Origin of the sequence: Nocardia crassostreae (assembly GCF_001613405.1) — a bacterium.
Taxonomy (GTDB): Bacteria; Actinomycetota; Actinomycetes; order Mycobacteriales; family Mycobacteriaceae; genus Nocardia; species Nocardia crassostreae.
Map to the genome: position 1 here is coordinate 25,741 of NZ_BDCH01000040.1, position 21,972 is coordinate 47,712.

14 protein-coding genes and 2 pseudogenes are annotated in these 21,972 nt (G+C 69.2%); 4 read left to right on the forward strand and 12 right to left on the reverse strand.

The window, feature by feature from the left end; all coding sequences use genetic code 11:
* Positions 1–14: 14 nt before the first annotated feature.
* Complete coding sequence (locus NC4_RS34905) at positions 15–602, reverse strand: peroxiredoxin (RefSeq protein WP_067547564.1); 588 nt, start codon at positions 600–602, stop codon at positions 15–17.
* 109 nt (positions 603–711) lie between these two features.
* Between NC4_RS34905 and NC4_RS34910 the strand changes: the two genes are divergently transcribed.
* The 4 genes from NC4_RS34910 to NC4_RS34925 all read left to right on the forward strand — a co-directional run bounded on the left by NC4_RS34910 (position 712) and on the right by NC4_RS34925 (position 4,584).
* Positions 712–1,620: a hydrogen peroxide-inducible genes activator gene (locus tag NC4_RS34910; protein ID WP_067547567.1), complete on the forward strand. Its 909-nt coding sequence runs from the start codon at positions 712–714 to the stop codon at positions 1,618–1,620.
* A gap of 86 nt (positions 1,621–1,706) precedes the next feature.
* On the forward strand, positions 1,707–2,483 hold the full coding sequence (locus NC4_RS34915) for an MBL fold metallo-hydrolase (protein ID WP_067547569.1): 777 nt from the start codon (positions 1,707–1,709) through the stop codon (positions 2,481–2,483).
* Entirely contained in the window at positions 2,480–2,938 is a 459-nt protein-coding gene (locus NC4_RS34920; RefSeq protein ID WP_067547572.1) for a gamma-glutamylcyclotransferase family protein, read from the forward strand. Before NC4_RS34915 ends, NC4_RS34920 begins: the two co-directional genes overlap by 4 nt.
* 65 nt (positions 2,939–3,003) lie before the next feature.
* Entirely contained in the window at positions 3,004–4,584 is a 1,581-nt protein-coding gene (locus tag NC4_RS34925) for a fatty acyl-CoA synthetase (protein ID WP_067547575.1), read from the forward strand.
* 117 nt (positions 4,585–4,701) lie between these two features.
* On the opposite strand, the pseudogene NC4_RS34930 reads toward NC4_RS34925, so the two are convergent.
* The 11 genes and pseudogenes from NC4_RS34930 to NC4_RS34990 all read right to left on the reverse strand — a co-directional run bounded on the left by NC4_RS34930 (position 4,702) and on the right by NC4_RS34990 (position 21,450).
* A pseudogene (locus NC4_RS34930) lies at positions 4,702–5,888 on the reverse strand (NAD(P)/FAD-dependent oxidoreductase).
* A 49-nt stretch (positions 5,889–5,937) separates the two neighbouring features.
* Positions 5,938–6,393, reverse strand: a complete 456-nt coding sequence (locus tag NC4_RS34935) for an RpiB/LacA/LacB family sugar-phosphate isomerase (protein WP_067547578.1) — start codon at positions 6,391–6,393, stop codon at positions 5,938–5,940.
* A gap of 49 nt (positions 6,394–6,442) precedes the next feature.
* A complete protein-coding gene (locus NC4_RS34940; protein ID WP_157555406.1) occupies positions 6,443–8,851 on the reverse strand; it encodes a YehQ family protein in 2,409 nt (802 codons plus the stop codon).
* Between the two features lie 5 nt (positions 8,852–8,856).
* A complete protein-coding gene (locus NC4_RS34950) occupies positions 8,857–9,981 on the reverse strand; it encodes a VWA domain-containing protein (protein ID WP_067547860.1) in 1,125 nt (374 codons plus the stop codon).
* Positions 9,974–10,519, reverse strand: a complete 546-nt coding sequence (locus tag NC4_RS41970; protein ID WP_218021380.1) for a DUF5682 family protein — start codon at positions 10,517–10,519, stop codon at positions 9,974–9,976. Before NC4_RS41970 ends, NC4_RS34950 begins: the two co-directional genes overlap by 8 nt.
* A complete protein-coding gene (locus NC4_RS34960; RefSeq protein ID WP_067547590.1) occupies positions 10,486–12,501 on the reverse strand; it encodes a DUF5682 family protein in 2,016 nt (671 codons plus the stop codon). The genes NC4_RS41970 and NC4_RS34960 overlap by 34 nt, the downstream gene beginning before the upstream one ends.
* A gap of 13 nt (positions 12,502–12,514) precedes the next feature.
* The gene (locus NC4_RS34965; RefSeq protein ID WP_067547592.1) at positions 12,515–13,600 is read right to left on the reverse strand and encodes an ATP-binding protein; all 1,086 of its coding nucleotides are present in this window, start codon (positions 13,598–13,600) and stop codon (positions 12,515–12,517) included.
* Positions 13,597–16,908: a DUF4132 domain-containing protein gene (locus NC4_RS34970; RefSeq protein WP_067547595.1), complete on the reverse strand. Its 3,312-nt coding sequence runs from the start codon at positions 16,906–16,908 to the stop codon at positions 13,597–13,599. Before NC4_RS34970 ends, NC4_RS34965 begins: the two co-directional genes overlap by 4 nt.
* A gap of 70 nt (positions 16,909–16,978) precedes the next feature.
* Positions 16,979–20,326 carry a DUF4132 domain-containing protein gene (locus NC4_RS34975; RefSeq protein WP_067547598.1) on the reverse strand — a complete coding sequence of 1,116 codons (3,348 nt, stop codon included), beginning with the start codon at positions 20,324–20,326 and terminating at the stop codon, positions 16,979–16,981.
* A gap of 25 nt (positions 20,327–20,351) precedes the next feature.
* Positions 20,352–21,100 (reverse strand): annotated as a pseudogene (locus NC4_RS44920) (DUF4132 domain-containing protein).
* Positions 21,067–21,450, reverse strand: coding sequence for a hypothetical protein (locus NC4_RS34990; RefSeq protein ID WP_157555407.1), 384 nt, complete (start codon positions 21,448–21,450; stop codon positions 21,067–21,069). The pseudogene NC4_RS44920 and the gene NC4_RS34990 overlap by 34 nt, the downstream one beginning before the upstream one ends.
* Between the last annotated feature and the right edge of the window lie 522 nt (positions 21,451–21,972).

The following is a 21,972-nucleotide window of genomic DNA, read 5'->3' on the forward strand; positions in this document are numbered from 1 at the left end:
CGGAATGCGTCGGATCAGACCGAGGCGGTCATGAGCTCGTCGGCCTTGATGGTCGGATCGCCCTTCTTCCAGTTGCAGGCACACAGCTCGTCGGACTGCAGGGCGTCGAGCACGCGCAGCACCTCGTCGACATTGCGGCCGACCGAACCGGCGGTCACGGACACGAACTGGATCTCGTTGTTCGGGTCGATGATGAAGGTGGCGCGGTCGGCGACGCCGTCGGCATTGAGAACGCCGGTGGCGGCGGCCAGATCACGCTTGAGGTCGCTCATCATGGGGAAGGGGAGGGTCTTCAGATCCTCGTGCTGGGCGCGCCACTGGAAGTGCACGAACTCGTTGTCGACGCTGGCGCCGAGCACCTGGGCGTCACGATCGGCGAACTCCTCGTTCAGCTTGCCGAACGCGGCGATCTCGGTCGGGCAGACGAAGGTGAAGTCCTTCGGCCAGAAGAAGACGATGCGCCACTTGCCCGCGTAGTCGTCGCTCGAGATCTGGGTGAAGTAATCGTCGGGCTGCTGAGCGTTCACCTTGGACAGGTCGCCGCTGATGACAGCCGTGAGGTTGTAGGCGGGGAACTGGTCGCCGATGGTCAGCAAGGCCATGAATGTGCTCCTCTATGTAGTCGAACCGATTGTGTCGTGACTTCGGGAAACGATCTTGCCCATCCTCCGGTGAGAGGTAAAGGTGATCAGTCGCACTATACTGATAAGCGTGACTGATCAAACTTATCAGCCGACCCTGTCACAGCTGCGTGCGTTCGTGGCGATCGCCGAATACCGGCATTTCGGAACCGCTGCGACCAGGCTGAATGTGAGCCAGCCAACGTTATCGCAGGCCTTGGCATCATTGGAAAACGGACTCGGGCTGCAATTGATCGAACGCAGCACGCGCCGGGTGCTGGTGACGCCCGCGGGCAAGCGGCTGCTGCCGCAGGCCATGGCCACACTGGAGGCGGCAGATCGGTTCGTGGCCTCCGCGGCCGGGACCGGGCTCGGGGGCACGCTGCGCATGGGGATCATTCCCACCGTCGCCCCTTACGTTCTGCCGACACTGCTGCCCGAACTCCGAAAGCAATTACCGACTTTGGCGCCGTATGTGATCGAGGATCAAACGGCTCGACTATTGGACGCACTGCGCACCGGCGTACTCGATGTGGCCTTGCTCGCGCTGCCGACCGATGCGTCCGGACTGCTCGAGATACGCCTCTATGCAGAAGAATTCGTTCTCGTCGTCCCGCGTGGGCACGAGTTCGCCGGGCGTCGCGATCTGCGTCCCGCCGATCTGGACTCGCTGCCGCTGCTGCTGCTCGACGAGGGGCACTGCCTGCGTGATCAGACCCTGGATCTGTGCCGCTCGCACAATGTGCATCCGGGCGCGGTCGGTGACACCCGCACGGCCTCGCTGGCCACCGTGGTGCAGTGCGTGGCAGGAGATCTCGGCGTGACCTTGATTCCGGAGATGGCGGTATCGGCCGAAACCTCGCGCGGCACTTTGGATATCGCCCGCTTCGCCTCGCCCGCGCCCGGGCGCACCATCGGACTCGCCTTCCGCGCCTCCAGCGCCCGCGTCGAGGATTTCGAGCGCCTCGCCGACATCATTCGCGGTAACCGCCCCGAGTGAGGCGCGCACGGTGACCTTCGCCGCCGAAGTCGCCGCCGCCGCGCGTTCGGATTGACCGTCCGGTTGGCGTCTGCGACGCTCGGGCCATGCGGATCCACCATCTCAACTGCGGCACCATGGCATTCGGCGTGATCGACCACTGCCTGCTCATCGAGACCCGTACCGAACTCGTGCTCGTGGATACCGGATTCGGCCTCGACGCCGTGCGCCGACCAGCGAAGATGATCGGCCTGAGCCGATTCGGCCTGCGCCCCGCGCTGGCCGAGCACGAGACCGCGATCCGCCAGATCCAGGCCCTGGGCTACGACCCCCGCGATGTCCGCCACATCATCCTCACCCACCTGGACCTCGACCACTCCGGCGGCCTGTCCGACTTCCCCGAGGCCACCGTCCACATCCACGGCCCCGAATTCCGCGCCGCCACCGCCACGCCCACCATGTCCGAGCGCATGCGCTACCGCGCCGCCCAATGGGCCCACGGCCCCAAATGGATGGTCAACGAGGTCGAGGACGGCGAGGACTGGTTCGGTTTCCGTGCCGTCCGCGACCTGCCCGGCCTGCCTCCGGAAATCCTGGTGATCCCCCTGGCGGGCCACACCCGCGGCCATGCCGGGGTCGCCGTCGACCACGGGCACGGGTGGCTGCTGCACGCCGGGGACGCCTACTTCGTGGAGTCCTCCATCGACCCGGAGAACCCGCACACCCCGTTCCTGTGGCAGGTCTACCAATCCGGCAATATCGTCGGCGACGCCTACCGGGAGAACCAGAAGCGTCTGCGCGAACTCAAGCGCCTGCACGGCCATCAGGTCACCGTCATCAACTCCCACGACGCGGCGGCCTTCGCCCGAGTGGCGGTGCGGTGACCTCCGATCGTCCCTGGGCTCGGCGGCTCCCGCATCCCGCCGACCCGCTGTTCGTGTACGGCACCTTGCAATTCCCCGAGGTCCTCACCGAATTGATCGGCCGCACACCGGAGTCCGAGCGAGCCGTCCTGCTCGGCCGCCGCGCGGCAGCCCTGCCGGAGGGGGTGTACCCCGGCCTCATGATCGCGAACACCGCTGTCGCTCAAGTCTTTCTGCTCAGCGGACTGACCTCCGCCGAATGGCAGGTGCTCGACGCCTTCGAAGACGACGAGTATGACCTGATCCCGGTCTCGGTCCGAGCGGGCGAGCGCGAAGTTTACGCCTGGACCTACGCTTGGACCGCCGAGGCGCTCCCCACGAACTGGTCACCCCAGGCATTCACCACCGACCACCTCCCGACCTACATCCACCGCTGCACGCAGTGGCGCCGAACGCTCGCCCCCGCCACACCCTGATCCCCGCATCCTGGTGACCAGGACCCTATGACGCACGCCACACTCTCGAGGTAGAACGTGTTGGCATGGAGACACCCATCGTGGCCCACGCGCGCAGTCAGGCGCTCGGGGATCTATTGCGGCGCAGCGCTGCCCGCCTACCCGATAAGACCGCCCTCGTCTGGCGGGGCGAACGCGAGAGTTTCGCCCAGTTGGACGCGGCGGTGAACCGCGTGGCGCACAGCCTCGCGGATCGGGGCGTGGGGCAGGGGGATCGGATCGCGATCTACTCGCACAACTGCCGTGAGTTCGCGCTGGTGTATTTCACGCTGGCGCGGCTGGGCGCGATCTCGGTGCCGATCAACTTCATGCTCACCGCGGAGGGAGTCGCGTATATCCTGCGGCACTCCGGGGCTGTCGGGTTGATCGCGGAGGATGCGCTGGCCGCCGAGGCCGAGGCGGCGGTGAAGCAGCTGGACGGCAATGGGATTCGGGTGTTCGGGTGGATCGGTCTCGGTGGAGTACCGGCCGTTGAGGGGTGGGAGGAGGTGGCCGGATGGGCGGAGCACGCCGACTCCTCGGAGCCGGATGTGGTTGTGGGCGAAGATGATCCGATCCAGATCATGTACACGTCCGGGACCGAATCGCGGCCGAAGGGGGCGGTGCTGTCGAGCCGGAGTCTGATCGCCCAGTATGTGAGCGTCGTGGTCGACGGGCGGATGAGCGCGGAGGACATCGAGGTGCATGCGCTGCCGCTGTATCACTGCGCGCAGCTGCATTGTTTCCTCACACCGGACATCTATCTGGGGGCGACCAGCATTGTGCTGCCGGGCCCGGATCCGGCGACGGTATTGCGGGCCATCGAGACCGAGCGGGCCACCAAGCTGTTCTGCCCGCCGACGGTGTGGGTATCGCTGCTGCGGCATCCGGAGTTCGACGACTTCGACCTGTCGTCGCTGAAGAAGGGCTATTACGGGGCGAGCATCATGCCGGTGGAGGTGTTGCAGGAGCTGGCGCGGCGGCTGCCCGGCGTTGCGCTCACCAACTTCTACGGTCAGACCGAACTCGCGCCGCTGGCAACGGTTCTCGCCCCGGAGGATCAGCTGACCAAGCCGGGGTCGGCCGGTCGCCCGGCCTTGAATGTGGAAACTCGCGTGGTCGACGACGAGGGAGTCCCGGTGGGGCCCGGCGTGGTCGGCGAGACCGTGCACCGATCGCCGCAGGCCATGCTCGGCTACTGGAATGATCCGGACAAGACCGCGGAAGCGTTCCACGACGGCTGGTTCCACAGCGGTGACCTCGGTGTCATGGACGCCGACGGCTATCTGAGCGTGGTGGACCGCAAGAAGGACATGATCAAGACCGGCGGCGAGAACGTCGCCAGCCGGGAGGTCGAGGAGATTCTCTACCGGCATCCGGAGATCTCCGAGGCGGCCGTCGTCGGCATACCGCACCCGCATTGGATCGAGGCCGTCACCGCGATCGTCGTCGTGCGCGCGGGAACCGCTCCCACCGCGGAATCGGTTGTCGCCCACTGCAAGCAGCACCTGGCGGGCTTCAAGGTGCCGAAGTACGTGACCTTCGTCGCCGCGCTGCCGAAGAATCCCAGCGGCAAGATCCTCAAGCGCGAATTGCGATCGGAGTACGCGAATCTCGCCGCCGATTGACGGGCGGCCCGTCGCGCCGGTCAGGGCATTCGGCGGTGCGTTCGCGGCCGCGGTGTGTCGTCCGGCGCACCGCGGCCACGGATTTGTTCGGGCGGCCACGGTGCTCGTCGGCGGGGTTCACGATCGCGCGGCCACCTCGCGCTCGACGCCGGTCTGTGCGGTCCGGTTGCCGTTGCCTTTGATGGTGCTCATCGAACCGGGCTTGCGGCCTTCCTTGCGGATGCTCGACACCGTGCCCTTGCAGATGGCCTCCTTGAGCGAGGCTCCCAGGCGGCCGCCGACGTAGTACTTGGTCGAGGTGTCGTCCTTGCGGGCGATCTGCATGGTGGCCGCGCGTCGGCCGAGGCTGACGCACGAGGCCACGAGCCGATGTTCAATGCGGCGGGCCGGTCACCGGCAATGCGGCTCAGGACGGTTTCGGCCGCCTGCACACCGAGCGGGATGGCGGCCTGGCAGCTCATGCGCAGCGGCTGGCCCGAGGGTGCGGCGGCATCCCCGGCGGCAATGACGCGATCGTCGTCGACGCTGGTCAGGGTTTCGTCGGTGAGCAATCGGCCGAGCGTGTCGGTGCGCAGCCCGCTGCGGGCGGCCAGTTCCGGCACGCCGAATCCGGCGGTCCAGATGGTGACGGCGGCGGGCACGGCGGTGCCGTCGGCCAGTACGACCGCGTCCGCGCGCACCTCGGCCACCTTGATGTTCTCCACCACCTCGACGCAGTTCTTGGTGAGCCACTTGGCAATCGAGCGGCGGGCCGGATCCAGCAGGGACGGAGCCAGGCGCCCGCCGCAGATCAGCGTCACGGCGCGTCCCGTTTCGGCGAGTTCGGCGGCGGTTTCGATTCCGGTGAGCCCGCCCCCGACCACGGTGACCCGGCCTGTCTCCGGCATGGCGTCCAGCGCGGTCCGCAGCCGCCCCGCGTACTCCCATTCCCCGATGGGATGGGCGAATTCGGCCGCCCCCGGAATCCAGCTCGGCGCCGCCGCCGTGCTGCCGACCGCATAGACCACGTAGTCGTAGTCCAGCATCCGCCCCGACCTCAGCTCCACGGTCCGTGCGCCGGTGTCGATGCGCTCGGCGTCATCGACCACCACGCGCACCCGCTCTCCGACCACGGTCCCCAGATCGGCGGCCGCGTCGTTGTTCCCGGCGACGAACTGGTGCAACCGAATACGTTCGACGAACTGCGGCCGCGGATTGACGAGCGTGATCTCGACATCCTCCCGCTGCTGCAGCCGATTGGCCGCGGTGGTCCCCGCGTAGCCGCCTCCGATAACGACAACCTTGGTGATGCTCTGTGCAGTCATGCCCTTCTGACAATCGAGGGCTTCGATTCATGACACCGTGTGACGTGCTTCACGCCGGACCGGGTCGCCCGCCGATCGAATCCACATGCGCGATATTCGCCCGATCCACCGGGTCCGCGCTGGCAGCGCCGGTGAACCAGGCATCCAGGATCTCGCTCAGCAGCACCCGCGAGGTCAGTCGCAGGCTCAAGGCTAGTACATTGGCGTCATTCCACTTCCGGGCTCCTTCGGCGCTGTACGCGTCCACGCACAAGGCCGCTCGCACACCGGGCACCTTGTTGGCCGCGATCGACGCCCCGGTTCCCGTCCAGCAGCAGACCACCGCCTGATCGGCCCGGCCGTCCGCCACATCCCGCGCGGCCGCCTCGCTGGCCCACGCCCAATCGTCCCGTTCCGCGGGCTCCAATGCCCCGTGCACGACGACGTCGTGCCCGCGTTGCCGCAATTCCGCCACGACCTCTGCCGCCACACCGGTGTTCTCGTCCGCCGCCACCGAAATCCGCATGCGCCCATTGTGGACCGGCGACCCCGTCGCGGACCGCCGCCCCGGCGGATCAGAGCTGTTCGGCGGTCAGCAGCAGGCGTACATGGGTGGAGGCCCAGAGTTCGAGGGCATGCGCGGGGCTCGCCGTGGGGAGTGTGCGGCCCAGCGTGTCGAACGTGGCCGCGGCCGATGTCAGCGACAGGCGGCGCAGTGTCGCGGACGTTTCGGTGGCGCGAGTGAACCAGGACGGTGGGAGATGGCGAGTGCCGTGATGGGGGACCTCGGCGGACAGCGACAGCGCGGCGGCGAGGGCCGCGGTGAGCGGATCCCGGTGGGGGAGGACCGTTCCGGTAACGAGTGGACTCTCGGTGGTGGCGAAGCAGGGGGTCACGACGGTGTTTCCGGCGGACACCGCGGTGGGCTCGATGTGCAGGCGACCCTGGTGGCCTTCCACGGCCCCCGCGATGTACCGGACGGGGCCCGCGTCGCCGGATAGGGCGTGCGCCAATGCGTCCAGGGCGCCGGGAGTGGCGCCGCTGTGGGTGTAGGTGAGGGTGGCGGTGCCGGTCGGGGCGTGCACGGTGGCGTGCAGGCGTTGTTCGCCGGGGAGGTACTGGATTTCGGTCACCGCGTCGACGGCTACGGCGCGAATCGAAGCGCCGCGGACACGGGGGCGGATGAGGGAGGGCGGGAGAGATTTCTGGCGGGTTGACTCGGAGTCGAGGTCGGTGAGGAGCAGTTCGGGCGGGAGTTTGGACCAGTCGCCGGTGGAGGGGAGGACGGAGGTGCGGGCCACCCGGCTGGTGGCCAGGCGGACGGTGCGATTGGCCGAGCGTATGGCCGATTCGGTCACGACATTGCCCGCGGCCAGATCGGCGAGGCGGGCCGATCCGGCGCGGCGCGCGCCCAGGGCCGTCACCGCCGGGGGTTCGGCGCCCTCGGGGATGGGTGCGGTGTGGCGCAGCGTGAGTACGATTCTCGCCTCCGAATGGGCGAGATACGTTTCCACGGTGCGGGATTCGGCATCGCCGGTGATTCGGGCGCCCAGGCCGGTGAGCCGGAGATGGCGGAGCGGCGTCTGCGCGGCCTCCTCGGTGCCGAGGACTGGAACCCAATCGCGGCGGCTGGCGCGCTGCCGGGCGACGAGCTCGGCCATGAGGGCCGCGGTGGCCAGGGGGTCGTGGCGGGCGCTGCGGTCCCGATAGGCGGACAGCTGGTCGAGCAGATCGGTGAGGGCGTCGTGCGGCCAGCGGGCGGCGGCGCCGTCGAGGGTGCGCAGCGTCCCGGCGAAAAGTGTTGGGAGCGATACGCCCACATGGGCCACGCCATCCGCGAGGAGATCCGCCAGCGGAGCCAGAACCGACCCCGCCGCCATCACCGCGGCCGACCCGTCCGCCGCATCGCCCACCGTGACCTCGAGCGATCCGGCGGCCGGATCGAGCTCGTCGGCGACGCGAAATGCCCACACCGCCAATGCGATCGCATCGCTGCGGCTGCCCCGGGCCGCATTCACCCGGGCATAGCCGAGTTCGCGGGGAACCAGGAAACGCACCGTCACGGTGGAGAGCTCGACCGACGGAACCGGATCCTGCGCCGTCGCGTGCCGCACCTGGGCGCGGAATCCGGACCGCCGCACACGCTTGGCGGCGGCGAGGACGCGGCTGCCCAAGAGATCGGCGAGCTGCTCGTCACTGAACGCGGCCGGTGACCAATCGTGCTGAGGCGCACCATAGTTCGGCACTCCTCTGGTTGCCGAGGCCGCCGTATCGGGCCTGCCGTCGCCCCGGACGACAGGCTTCGCCTCGGCCGCCTGTGCCGCAGCGCCCAGCGAATGGTCCTCGCCCGCCGGTGCGGTCGCGTCCGGGAAGGTGCCGCCGCTTGCCGATGGCTTGGACCGTGGTGTGGTGTCGCTGCCCGCCGCTGGGATGGTGCGGGGTGAGGTGGTGCTACTTGCTGGTGGGGTAGTGCGCGGTGAGGTGTCGATGCCCGCCGCTGGGGTGGTGTCAGGGGAGATGTCGCTGCTTGTCGGTGGGGTGGTGCGTGGTGTGGTGTCGCTGCCCGCTGCTGGAGTGGTGCGCGGTGAGGTGTTGCTACCTGCTGGTGGGGTGGTGCTCGGCGAGATGTCGCTGCCTGCTGGTGGGGTGGTGCGCGCTGAGGTGGCGGTGCCCGTGGGTGGCGCGGTGGCGGGTGAGTGGTTATCGTCGGCCGATGTCATTGCGTCGCGGTAGGCGAGCACCGCCATGACGCGGTGGCGGCAGACCGTTGTCGCTCCGCAGGTGCAGGGGGCGGAGTCGAGGGGGACGGCGGGTGGGAGGGTGGTTCGGGCGCCGTCGGGGAAGACGGCGGTGACTGTGCCGTCGGGGGATTCGGTGAGTTGGGGTGGGGTGGCGGCGTTTTCCTTGAGGGCGCGTTTGAAGATGCCGCGGTTGGCCAGGGTGATCAGGGAGTCGTCGGTGAGGGCGAGGAGGTCGGGGTGCATGACGGCTATCCGATCGTTTCGGCGATGAAGGCGGCCAGCTCGCCGGGGGTCATGGTGCCGACGTGGACGCCGACATCGGCGAGGCGCTGACCCATCTCGCGATCGAAGACGGGCTCGGCTTGTTCGTCGAGTGCGGCCAGGCCGAGTACGGTCGCGCCCTCGGCTACCAGGGAGGCCGCGGTGCGGACGAGCCAGTTCTCGTCGCCACCTTCGTAGAAGTCGCTGATAACCGCGACAATGGCGCGGCGGGGCTGCTCGACCAGCTGCGCGGCGTAGGCGAGCGCGCGGGCGATATCGGTGCCGCCCCCGAGCTGCACCTTCATCAGCAGTTCGACCGGATCGTCCACATCGCGGGTGAGATCGACGACGGCGGTGTCGAAGGCCAGCAGATGTGTTGTGATGCCGGGCAGATTCCACAGGCAGGCGGCGGTGACCGCGGAGTGGATGACCGAGTTCACCATGGAACCGGATTGGTCCACCAGCAGGATGAACTGCCAGTTGTCCACGTGACGGCGCGTGCGGGCGCGGAAATGCGCGGTCTCGACGTAGAGCTTGCGCTCCTCGGGCCGATAGTGGGCGAGGTTGGTGCGCACCGTCTTCGGGAAGTCGAAGTCGGCGGCGCGGGCAATGCGGCTGGGGCGACGCGAGCGGGTGCCGGTGAAGCTGGTGCGGATCTCGGTGGCCAGCCGTTCCATGAGCTCGCGCACCACCTGCTCGACAATGCGGCGGGCCATGCGCAGCACCTCGGGATTCATGAGATGTTTGGTGCGCAATACCGCACCGAGCAGCTCGGCATTCGGTTCCAGCCGTCCGAGCACCCCCGGATCGGTGAGCACCTCGTGTAATCCGTAGCGATGCACCGCATCCCGTTCGAGCCGTTCGATGGTGGCCTTGGGGAACAGCGTATGGATATCGTCGAGCCAGTCCACGGCCTGCACGATCGATGGGCCGCTGCCGCCCGTGCGGCGGATATCGCGGTCGTCCAGATCGGAGTCACGCTCGTAGAGCCAGTCCAGGGCGGCGTCGCGACCGGCGGCCACTTCGCCGAGCGCGGAGCCCTGGCACACACCGGATCCGGCATTGCCGAGGATCAGCCGCCAGCGCTCTAAACCGGGATCGATCTCAGACATCTTCGCCTCCTTGGCCATTCGTATCAGCGGCTGCGGCCGGTCGAGGTTCGAGCCGCCCCTTTCCGGTGGCGTCGCGCGGTTCGCGCCCGGCCCGCGGCGATGCGTGGTGTTCGTGCTCGAGCAGCCCGTGCTCGGCGAGCATCCGATCCACCCGCTCCTCCACCGCCCGCGCGCGGGCGAGCGTCCCGGCGTCTGCGGGCAGGCGCAGCAGCGTGGACCCCGAACCCGTGATGCCCCGCATCTCCAGCAGCCGCGACCCGATCTGCGCCCGTTCTCGCGGCGGGAACCAGGCGAAGGCCAGTCGTAGCGCGGGCAGCGCGACCAGAAACTCCTCGGCGCCGAAGCCGCCCACCAGCTCGTCCAGGACGGACAGTAATGGTGTTGTGCCGCTGGATATCTCGCTGACATCCTCCATCAGTTGCTCGCGCGCGAGCGCGAACAGCCCGGCCAGGAAATCCCCCAGCACGCCGGGTGCGCCCGCCAACCGGACGGCGCGGGCGACATTCACGCTTTCCTGCGGCGTGAGCGCGGCGACCACGCCGACCGCCGCGCCGCGCCCCGCAGCGCGGGCGGCCGGTCGGCGGCGGTGCACCGGTGGAAGACCGCCGCGAGATCGGCGCGCTCGACACTCAGCACCGCTGCCGCGTGCAGCGCCGCATCCCGGACCGCCACAATGGCTTTCAGCAATCCGTCATCGGCGGGCTCGGGCCCGCCCCGACTCCCCTCCACCAGCCACAGCCGGCGCAGCACCGCCGTATCGATGAGATCTGCCAGCATTGGAGACTGTGCCGTCCCGAAAAGCCGGTCGTGCCGCCACAATCCCAGCGCCACCGCCAGCAACTGCCCCAGACCCGCTGCGTCACCGGAGGATCCGACCAGCCCGCGCACCGTGCCGACCACCCGCCCGGTGAGCTCCGAGAGCCCGCACAATGTGGCATCGAAGAGCACGATCGCCAGCACCCCGGTATCGGATCCGGCTCCGGCGAATCGCTCCCCGAGCCGCGTGGCGGCGGCCTCGGCGCATGTGGCGCCCAGTGATCCGGCCTCGATCAAGGCGGGCAGCCGCATCTCCGACGCCCTGATGCGCCAGCTCTCCCGCAACTTCGGCGCCCGCCCGATGACCGGTCCGCTCTCCCGCTCGTACCCCGGAATCCCCAGCACCCGCAGCCGATGCAGCACCCGGCTCGCCGCCAGCCCCGCCGCGGAACCGAGATCGACCTCGAACCGCCCCTCCTCCGGAATCCCGCAGCGCGCCAACTCCGCGGCCGCATCGTGCACCAGCGGCGGATGCGGCGTCCCCGTGTGCAACCGCCCCACCCGGCTGCCCGACAAGGCGGCCACCATCTCCACCACCACCGGATCGGTCCCGGCCCGCAACTGCCCCCGCCCCGTCCACGGCAGCGGATGATCCAGCGCCGAGGTGATCAGGGCCCCCGCCAACCCATCGAGAACATAGGTCCGCGAAGGTATTTCATGCCCTCGCAACCGGCTCAACCCCACGGTCAACGTGCGCGCCCCGATCAGCGAAGCAGTCGATACCGCCTGCCCTCGCTCCCGCAACCGCCGCACCACCACCCGTGTGATGGTTTCCGCCGCCGCTTCCGCGCCCTCCCGCCAGAGCTGCTCGTAATAGGCGGGTGACGGCATGCCCGACTGATACCCCGCGAACGCATCCAGCCGCCGAAAACTGAACGGCACCAGATAGCTTCCGCCGACGCCCGCCCCGGGGAACGGCGGCACCTCCGGCCACGCACCTCCGGCCGCGACAGATTGGCCCCCGACGCTGCCCGGCGCCTTCGCTTCGGCGGTCGCGTCTGCTGTCAGCAGGCGGGCGATGAGGGGTGGGCGGTGGAAGCCGCCGGTGATCACGACGATGTGTGCGGGCCGGTCCGCGCAGTCGGCCACGGCGGCGCGGATCCACCGGGTCATGTATTCCTCGCGGGCCAGGTCGCCGGGGGAGGCGTCTTCGTCGCCGCGCACCAGGTCGAAGTAGGTGGCCAGGCGTTCCGCGAGGGTTGTGCTGGATTCCGGTGCGGGATCGTCGATTTCGAAGAGGTGGTCCCAGAGGGTGTCGACATTGTCGACGGCGAATTCGGTGCACAAGCGGGTGATCGCACGGTCGTAGCGGCGTTCGGCGTCGGCGTAGCGGTTCTCGGTTCCGGCGAAGGCCGGATGCCAGGCGGGGAGGTCGATGAAGCGGACCTGGGCCCCCGCCGCGCGGCCCGCGGTGAGGGCGACCCATTCGGGGGAGTATTCGCACAGCGGGGCCCAGGACATGTGCCGGGTGTCGACGTCGCGGTAGCTGCTGAATACGGCGATGGGCAGGTCGTGGCCCAGGAGCAGTTCGTCGAAGCGGTCGTTCATATCGGACGGGCCCTCGACGAGCACGTGGGCGGGGCGCAGGGCGGCGATGGTGTCGCGGACCAGGCGGGCGCAGGCGGGGCTGTGGTGGCGCACGCCGAGGAAGGTCACCGAGACCTGGCCGAGCCGGATCGGGGCGTGCACCGCGGCGTCGGGCATACCGGGCACGGCCTCAGCCCGGTAGCTGGAAGCGGGCGTCGTGCAAGGCTTTCCAGGCGCGACCGGATTTGCGGGGGACCTGCTGTTCCAGATAGCGGCGCAGCCGGGCCAGATCGTCCGGATCGTCCTTGGCGGCGGTGCCCGCCAGGCAGTGCACGATATCGGCGGCATCGCCGGGCTCACCGCGCAGGTACCAGCCGCGCAGGCCGACCGCGTGCGCCACCGACACCGCCTCGGCGGTGCTCATGACCGCGGACATGCGGTCGAGGGCATCGCCGGAAGCCGTCGCGCCGGAGCGCAATTCCCGGAATGCCGTGACCAGCACCTCGAGCACGTCGCGCGGCGGCGCCTGCGGCACCCCGGAACGGCGCAGCAGCGCTTCGGACTCGGCTTCGACCAATGCCAGCTCGGCGGTGAGATCGCCGATGGGGAACACGGTTTCGAAGTTGAAGCGGCGCTTGAGCGCGGCGCTCATATCGTTCACGCCGCGATCGCGGGTGTTGGCGGTGGCGATGACATTGAATCCCGCTGTCGCATACACCATCTCGCCGAGCTCCGGCACCGCCAGCACCCGGTCCGACAGCAGTGACAGAATGGAGTCCTGCACCTCCAGCGGACAGCGCGTGATCTCCTCGAACCGCACGATCTTGCCGTCCCGCATACCGCGCATCATGGGCGCGGCCACGATGGACCGCTCCGACGGACCCTCCGACACCAGCAGCGCGTAATTCCACCCGTAGCGGATCTGATCCTCGGTGGTGGCCGCACCACCCTGAATCGTGAGCGTGGAATCCCCCGAGATGGCAGCCGAAAGCAGCTCCGAAAGCAGCGATTTCGCGGTACCCGGCTCCCCGGTGAGCAAGAGCCCGCGGGTGGTGGCCAGACTCACCAGCGCCCGATCCACCAGCGAGGCGTCCCCCACGAACTTGCGTTCGATCCCCAGCGTCGGATCACCGACGATGAACCGCTTGGCGGCATCCACGCTCAAGGCCCAGCCCGGCGGTGTGGGCGCGGTGTCCTGCTCGCGCAGCCGCGCCAGATCGGCGGCCCAGCGCAGCTCGGCGGGTGGTCGCTGCATGTGCTCGGTCGTGCTGTTCATCGTGATTCCGCTTTCAGCCAGGCGATATCGCGCAGTATCTCGGATGCGGTGACCGCGTCCAGGTCGGCGAAGGTGAGGTCGCGGTCGGCATCGAACCGGCTGCCGGTCAGGCGCGCCTCGAAGGTTTGATCGCCATTGGCGTTGGGATCCCAGGCCAGGAGCCCGGGGTCGGTGGTCACCTCGAGGAATCCACCCCGCGGCAGCGGCTTCTCGAAGACGAACAGGTGCTCCCTATCGGTGTACTCGAGTGGTAGCCAGCCCCGTCCTGGCAGCCCGAGGAACCGCGTGCTGCCGACCTTCGTACCGTCATCGGTGATCCGCCCGGTGTGCAGCAGCTCCGCGGGAACCGTGTAGATCTCCCGCCCGAGCTGCGGGAACGGCTGGAGCAGTTCGTAATCGTCGAACAGCTCCGACCAGATCGCCGCCTCGCCGCGGAATTGGACGGGATGCGCGATGCCGAGCACCGCGTCGTCCGCCACGGTGACCGTCTCGTCCGCGCTGTCGGCGAAGGTGCGGTCCTCCGCGATGCGGAAGCTGCTCACCAGTGCGTCGCCCTCGTACACGCCCCACACCAGCCGCCGGGTGACGTGCCAGCGCAGGGGATGCGCGATGAACAGGGTGCGCAACTCCGCCACCGTGAACCGCCGGTTCGTCGCCATGGCCCGCTCCAGGCGTGTGGTCTGGTCGGCGGCGATCACACGGGCGTTCTTCTTCAGCTGCCGGAAAGTCTTGTGCGCCTGTTCGGCGAGCCCCGCGTCATCGTGCGCACCGGCCTTGGGCAGCGTCTTGACGACCTTGCCGCCGTCGGTGGTGAGGACGGGCCGCAGTTGTTCGTCGAATCCGACCACGAAGCGGCGCGGCCCGAAATCCAGTTCGAGGGTGCCGTCGGCGCGCAGCCCGAGATCCGGAACCAGCCGATCGGCGAGCTGATCCGCGGTGAGCCCCAGTCGATCCGACACCGCCTCGATACGCTCCCGCGCCCCGTCGCGCACCCGCTTGGTCTTCACCTCCTCGCTGATGAGTTTCACCGCCAGCAGCGCCGCATCCGAGCCGATGGCGACGAAGGCGTCCAGCGCCGTCACCGAACGCCGGTCGGAACTGTTCCGCCGCACGTGCTCGAGCAGCGCGGCGACGGTGTCATCGTCACCGAGCGAACCGAGCGCCTCGTAGACCCAGTCGTGCTGGGCCGGAACGCCGGACCGCAGCCACTGCGCGTACAGCTCCCAGACCAGCGCACCCAGATCGCCCGGACGACACAGCTTGTAGACCTGTGCCACCCCGGCATACGGTTCGCCGGTCTCGGCGAGCATCAGCATGACGAGCAGATTGTGCAGCGCCGCCGGTGACAGCCGCCCGCCGTCGCGGGTCCGGACGACCGGCAGCACCGCCGGATTCACCCAGGCCGGAACGGCGGGAATCCGGTTGGGCAGCAGGGTGAGCGGATCCGCGTCGAGCAGGGTGACCACGGCCTCGGCCGCCCGCGATCTGTACTCCCGTGCCGCGCCGAGTATCTCCTCGCCGTGACCGAGTCCGTGCAGGAGCCGCAGCGTCCGGATGGCGAGGCGGCGATTGCGCTCCCGGCGGCCGACCGCTCGCGGAATCAGCACCTGCGCCGTGAACCGGGCGTGCCGCCGCAGATACCGCACCGCGCCCTCGCGCATGGTGCGCCGATCGAGGCGCGCCAGTTGCAGATCGACCACCTCGGCGCCGACATAGGGGAGCAGCGCCTCGGTGACCTCCCGCGGCTGATGCCTGATGGCATCCCGCACGAGCGGAAACGCATCGGCCTCGAAGGCGGCGGTGGCGGCCAGCATTTCCCGGGACGGACCCCAGAACCAGCTGAGCCTGGCGTCCCGCACGAGCGACCGGGTGCGGTCCGGCCCGGCCAGCACGAGCGCGCCGAGCTCGAATTCGGTGACGCTCTTCGGATTGATCCGATCGAGTGTGCGCTCGAGCTCCGGATAGCGGGCCGGGTCGACCAGCGCGTGCCAGCGCTGGCGTTCCCCGGGCAGCCAGGCGCAGTGAATCCCCTCCGGCGGCTCGAGCCCTTCCACGACAGCGGCCTTGGCGCGGGCACGGATCGTCCACGGCGGATTCCGCAGCAGTTCCGGTTCGGACTCCGCCTCGTTCGCGGCGGCTTCGGCCCGGCGCACCTCGTCCGCGATGAGAGTCGCGGTGGCGGCGGGCAATTCGTCCTGCCGGGTCCGGGCGAATTCGAGATGCCCGGCGATATGCTCGCGCAGCAGATCGGCATGCTCCGGTTTCCCGGCGTCCAGCAGCTCCAGGGCGCGTCGCGGAAACAGTTTCGCGGCCTCCCGGATCGGCGGTACCGCCTCGGTCCGATAGGCGCGCGCGGCGAGGGCGGTGAATGCCGCGTCGGTGGGAATCACCGCCAGGTCCTGGGCGATCGCCTTGCGGAGCGGCTGATTCATTTCCCAGTGATCGAACCAGTCCGTGAATACCGGGACCACCCCGAAACCGACCCCGTCGACCACGGTGATCGCCGAGTCGCCGTGGGAAAGCGCCACACCCTCGTCCGGTGTGAGGCGCACGGTCGCCACATTGAGCCGCCGCAACTGCGCCACCGTGCTCGCCGCGTCGACGAGCGGTCGGCAATGGGCGTGGGCATTGCCGTCCGCCGCCGCCTCCTCGATATCCGCGGCCACCCACTCTCGTTGCGAGGGCAGCACGAACGAGGTGACCACCCGCGCGTGCCGCGAGTCGCCGCGGACGCTCTCCAGCAGGGCGACGATATCGGGCATGGCCGCCTCGGGCAGCGCGGCGATCCGATTGCGCAGCACACCCAGTGCGGTGCGCACGGGGCCGTACTCGCCCCGATGCCAATACGGCGGCCGCGTCGACAACGGTGCGGTCATTGCCCGCACCATGGCCTCGACCGCGAAGGTGACGCCCCGCACCGCCGTCCAATGATCGAGCAGTGCACCGATATCTGCCACGGCACGCCGTTGCTGTTCGAGAGGAAGCCCGCGCGGCCAGTCCATGCGGGTGCTCAGCAGCGCGGCGGTCACCTCCAACGGCAGTTCTCCCACCGCACCGGGAGTCTCGGGTAGGACGCGATCGGGCCGGGGAGCGCGCTTGTGCAAGCGCTCTACGGCTTGTTCGTAGAACTCCAGGCACGCCCCGGCCTGGGCCGCCACCGCAGCGGCGTCGACCGCCGGTGCGGGCGCTCGCAGCAGCCCGTCCCGCCGGTACAGCAACTGCTTGCGCTGCGCCGCGGTCGGTTCGAACAGATCCTCGGCACCCGGCAGCTCCTCCCTGGTCGCCGGATCGTGCTCGGATTCCGTCATCGGACCCCCATGTCGTACTTCGTGATTCGCGACCGACTGTAATCAGCGCGACCGACACCCGCCGCGCGCACTACCGCCCGCCGTCCGGGACCGCGGTGAGGTATTCGAGATCGCGCAGCACCTCCGAGGCGGTCACCGGATCCAGCACACCGAAGGGCGCGGACTGTGCGCCCGGCCACCAGTGCTGATCCGGACCGCCGCCCTTCAGCCAAACCCGATCCAGCTCCTGATGATCCCCACGCTCATCCGGTGGCATACCGGCGCTGAATCCAGGATCCACGTCGACGACGATCGAGACATCGCCGCCGAGCGCGCGGAAGACGCAGCGCGAATCGCCATTGTCCCCGGGCGCTTCCCGTTCCCAGCCACGGGACATCAAGCCCATGGCATTGCCCACGGGGACCTTGATTCCCATGAACCGCGCCAGGCGAACCGCCCCGGACTCCTCCTCGGTGAGCCGGTAGGTTTCGCGAGCCAGCTGTGGAAACGGTTGCAGGATCTCGTAATCGGCGAAAACCTCACCCCAGGCCGGGAGCATGCCCGGTAGGTGCAGCGGGTGCGCGATGCCGAGGCGGGCGTCGTCGGGGAGCGTCACCGATGCGTCGTGGGCATCGGCGAGACTGCCGTCCTCGGCAATACGCGCCGATCCGATGACGGCGCCCTCCGCGTCGAAGATCGCCCATACCAGTCGTCGCGCCGACTGGCGGACGAGCGGATGGTCGACGAACAGCTGCCGGTATTCGCCGGGCGACCAGCGGCGGCCCGCCACCATGGCGTGCTCCAAGCGGCGGATCTGCCCGCTCGCAATGGTTTTCACGTCCTTCTTGAAGGCGCTGAACTGTTTGACGGCGGCCGCCGCGAGCTCCGGATCGTCCGTGCCGCCGGGTTTGGGCAGACTCTTGCGCGGGGCGCCGTCGGCATCGCCTATGGTCGGCCGCAGTTGCTCGTCGAGTCCGATGCGGAACTGTCGCGGACCGAAATCCAGGTGCAGCACACCCGCGGCGGACAAGCCGAGATCGGGCGCCAGCCGATCGGCGAGCTGCTCGGCCGTCAGGCCGCGCTGCCGCGCGATCCGCTCGATCATGCGCTGCGCCTCGGCCTTGATGCCCTTGAACTTCACCTTCTCGGCAATGCCGTTGAGCTGCATGAGAGCGATATCGGTGCCGATCGCGGCGAGCGCCGCCATGCCGTTGACCGCACGCTGATGCGCGGACTCCCCGGGCCACGCCCGGATGAGCGGGGTGAGGCGGCGCGCGGTCTCGTCATTGCCGAACCAGCCGAGCGCGCGCAGCACCCACCCGTCCGCGGCCGGATAGTTCACCGCCCGCCAGGTGTCGAACAGCGCCCAGGCGAATTCGGCCAGCGAGACCGGATCGGCGATCCGCGCCATGCGGTCCACTCCGGCGTAGCGGTCCTCGGCCTCGGATATTGCCAGCATGGTGCATACCACCTGGACGGACTCCGGTGGCAGCGCACGGCGACCGTCGTGCAAGACGATCGGCGGGAGCGTCGCCGGAATCAGCCAGGACGGCAGTGTCGGCAGCTTGGCCGGTAGCAGCAACAGGGGATCGGTGATCAGTTCGGCCTCGAGCGCGGCGACCGCTTCGGGGCCGAAGTCGGCGGCCGCGGCCAGCAGTAGGTCGCGGTGTCCGCGCCGGGACAGCAGATGTATTGCGGCCCAGGCTTGTTTGCGTGGACGGGCGGGTTTGTCCAATGCGGCGGCGAGGAGATCCGGTGCGGCCGTGGCGATGTGGCGCTCGAACCAGGCGGTCGCGGTCTTCGCGGATTTGCGGGCGCCGAGCAGTCGCGCCATGAGCCGGGTGACCTCGGTGCCCGACAGGGGCGTCAGCGCCTCGGCGCGATCGGCCGGATCCAGTTGTGCCGCCGCGAATATGAGCGGGACCACCGGTTCGCCGAAGCGGGCGAGAATCCGGTCCATTCCGGAGAACGAGCTCCAGAAATGATCCGGCCGTAGCACATCCAGATGCGGAGTCAGCAGCTCGACGGGCGCGGAGCAGAAGACGCGAATCAGCTTGTAGCGGCGGTCGGAGCGCTGATTCGCCAGGGCGGCGTCGATGTCGGCCTGCCAGTCGCGCTCCGCGGGTTCGGTCTCGTTCGGATCCTGGTAGGGGTACCGGGCGGTGGCCCAGCGTTCCCGCTCGCCGTCCTGCCAGTCGAGGCCGACCGGTCGCGGGGTGCCGAGACCGGGTATCACGATCGAGTCGGCCGAGGGTTGTGGCCGGTCCCACGGCGGGATGCGCAGGAAATCGGGCAGCTCGTCCGGTGTGGCGGTGCCGTCATAGGTGACCGCGCTCGGTGCGAGCCGCGCGGCGATGCCGAGTTGGGCCGCCAGTTCCGGGTACATGTGGGCTTGGGCGCGCAGCAGACCGGAGATGATCGCGGAGGGCGCGGGCACCGCCGCCAGGAGCCGCAGCGCCCGGCGCGGGAACCGCCCGATCGCCTCGTACAGGGCGGCGCGCACGGTAGTGCGGTCGATCCGCTCCAGCAGCACCGTGAACGCCTCATCGGTGGGGAAGTGAGTGAGCATCTCCGCCACGGCACGGTGAATTTCGGGCCGCAAACCGGTGTTGTCGAGCGCTTCGGCCATCAAGGGCGCGACCTGTGGACCAATGTGCACGGCCACCGCGAAACGCAGGAAGTCCCACGCGAACAGCCCTCCGTCCGGCAGGGACAGCGCGGTCAGCTGATCGAGGGTCGTCGCGGACGAGACAGCCCCGGTCCACGAGGAATCCCGGTAGCTCGGCCGGTTCTGTACGGCGATGTGCAGGTCGGCATCGAGCCATTCCTGTTCTGTCGGAAACAGATACACCGTGGCCACCCGCGCCGCCACGGTGCCCGGATCGGTGCGCAGAACACCGATCCGGTCGACGACAGCGCGATATTCCGCCTCGGGCAGCTCCGCTAGCAGACCCCGCAGCCGCCGCAGCGTCTCGATGATCTGCGAGTTGTATTGCGCGGCAGGATGCAGCGGCCGCACGAACGCCTCCTGCGACGGGATCGTCAGCCCGGCCATCCGGACGGCGGCCTCGGCGGCGAAGCCCGCACCGTACCGTCCGACCCACGCATCCGCCATCATCACCAGGGACAGCGCCTGGCGGTCCCGTCGGGTGGCGCGGTGTCCGATCAACCCCACCACCGCCGCCCCGAGCGGAGACTCACCCGTACCGTCGAGCAGCGCCGCCCCGGCCGCCCCGAGCTCGGTAAATCCCTCGGCCGCAGTAAGTTCCACCATCGGCCGCACCCGATCGTCGCCGAGCACCGCACTCCACCGCGCCTCGGCCTCCGCATCCAGCCGAACCGGCCGCGCCGGACCCTTGCCCCGGAACCGGTCGACTTCGGCCCACCAGGAATCCGGTACCACCCACGCGTCCTCATCGGCACGACGCTGCTCGGTCATGCTGTCCCTCCCCGGTTCTCGACGATCATGCGGTGAGACTGCGCAGCTCCCGCACCAACTCCGACACCGCGACGGGATCCACGTCGGCGAAGGTGTGCTCGCAGGCGTGGCTACGCCATTCGCTGCCGGAGACGGCGAGCCGGACGCGGTCTATGCGCTGATCGTCCATCTGGTCGGGCGTGAGCCCGATCGACAGACCGGGCTCGAAATCCACTACGGCCATGAGTTTCTCGCCGACTGGGCGGTAGAAGTAGGAATACCAGCCCGCGTCCTGCGGGGCTTGGCGCTCCCAGCCGCGCTGCAGCAGGCCCATTGCCCGGCCTGCCGGGAATGCGGGGCCGTTGAACCGATCGAGGGTGTACCCGGCCAGCTCGGCGTCGGTGAGGTGGTACACATCGCGATTCAGCTGCGGGAACGGTTGCAGGATCTCGTAATCGGCGAAGGCTTCCGACCACGTGCCGAGGGAATCGGTGAGATGCAGGGGGTGAGCGACACCGACCAGCCGGTGTCGTCGAGGGTGACGGTGTCGTCGGAGGCGTCGGCGAAGCCGCGATCCTCGGCGATGCGGAACGAACCGGTGACGCCGCCGTGCTCGTCGAAGGTCGCCCACACCAGCCGCCGGGTCGGATGGCCCAGCAGCGGGTGCTCGGTGAAGAGCTGCCGGTGCTGGGCCAGCGGCCAGCGACGGCCGCGGACCATTGCCCGTTCGAAACGCCGGAGCTGGTCGAGGGCAATAGTTTTCACATCCTTCCGCAGCGCCGCGAACGCCCCCACGCGAATTCGGCCAGCGATATCGGATCGGCGAGGGACCGTACATGCGCCACCCCGGCGTGATTGCCGGTCGGTCCGATCGTCTGCGTCAGCATGCCGCACACCGTGGCGACGGCGGACGGCGGTAAGGCGAGCCGGTTGTCGCGCAACACGATCGGCGGCAGCGCGGCCGGGAACAGCCACGCGGGCGGAACCGGGGCCGCTTCGTCCGATCGCAGTGGCTTGGGCAGCTCGTCGTCGGTGGCGACGCCGCGGCACTCCACCGCGGAAACCACCGGCTCGACCGGAATACCGAGGGCGGCGGCGCGTTCCGGATGCGCCCGCGCCTGCGCGCGCAGCAGATCGCCCGTCATCTCCGTCCCTGACTCGGAGGCAGCCAGCATCCGCAGCGACCGACTCGGAAAGCGTTGCATCGCTTCGATGCGGGCTGTGGAGCTTGGTCTGGGAGCGGCGGCGTACCCGGCCCTCTGCGAAGGCACGTGTCCGGGGTACGTCCAGTTCCAGCCCGGCCAGCTCGACGGCCGCCCGCGCCGCGAACACCACACCGTGGTCGGCGACCCACGTGTCGGCCAGCGGGGTGGTGCGTATGTCGTAGCGCCCATCGATATACATCAGATCGATGAGCAGCCCGAGCACCGCCAACCCCAGCGGCGTCACCGCGCTGCCGTCCCGTGCGGCCCGCCCGGCCTGCGCCAGGTCGGCACTGCCCGCCTGTTCGGTCGCTGCCAGAATGCCTGGCACCCGATCATCGCCCGCGAGCTTCCGATACGTGGGGCGGGCCTTCGAATCGAGTTTGATGGGGCGCGCTGGACCCTGTCCGCGGAAGCGGTCCGCCTTGGCCCACCAGGACTCGGGGACCACCCATTCGTCTTCGT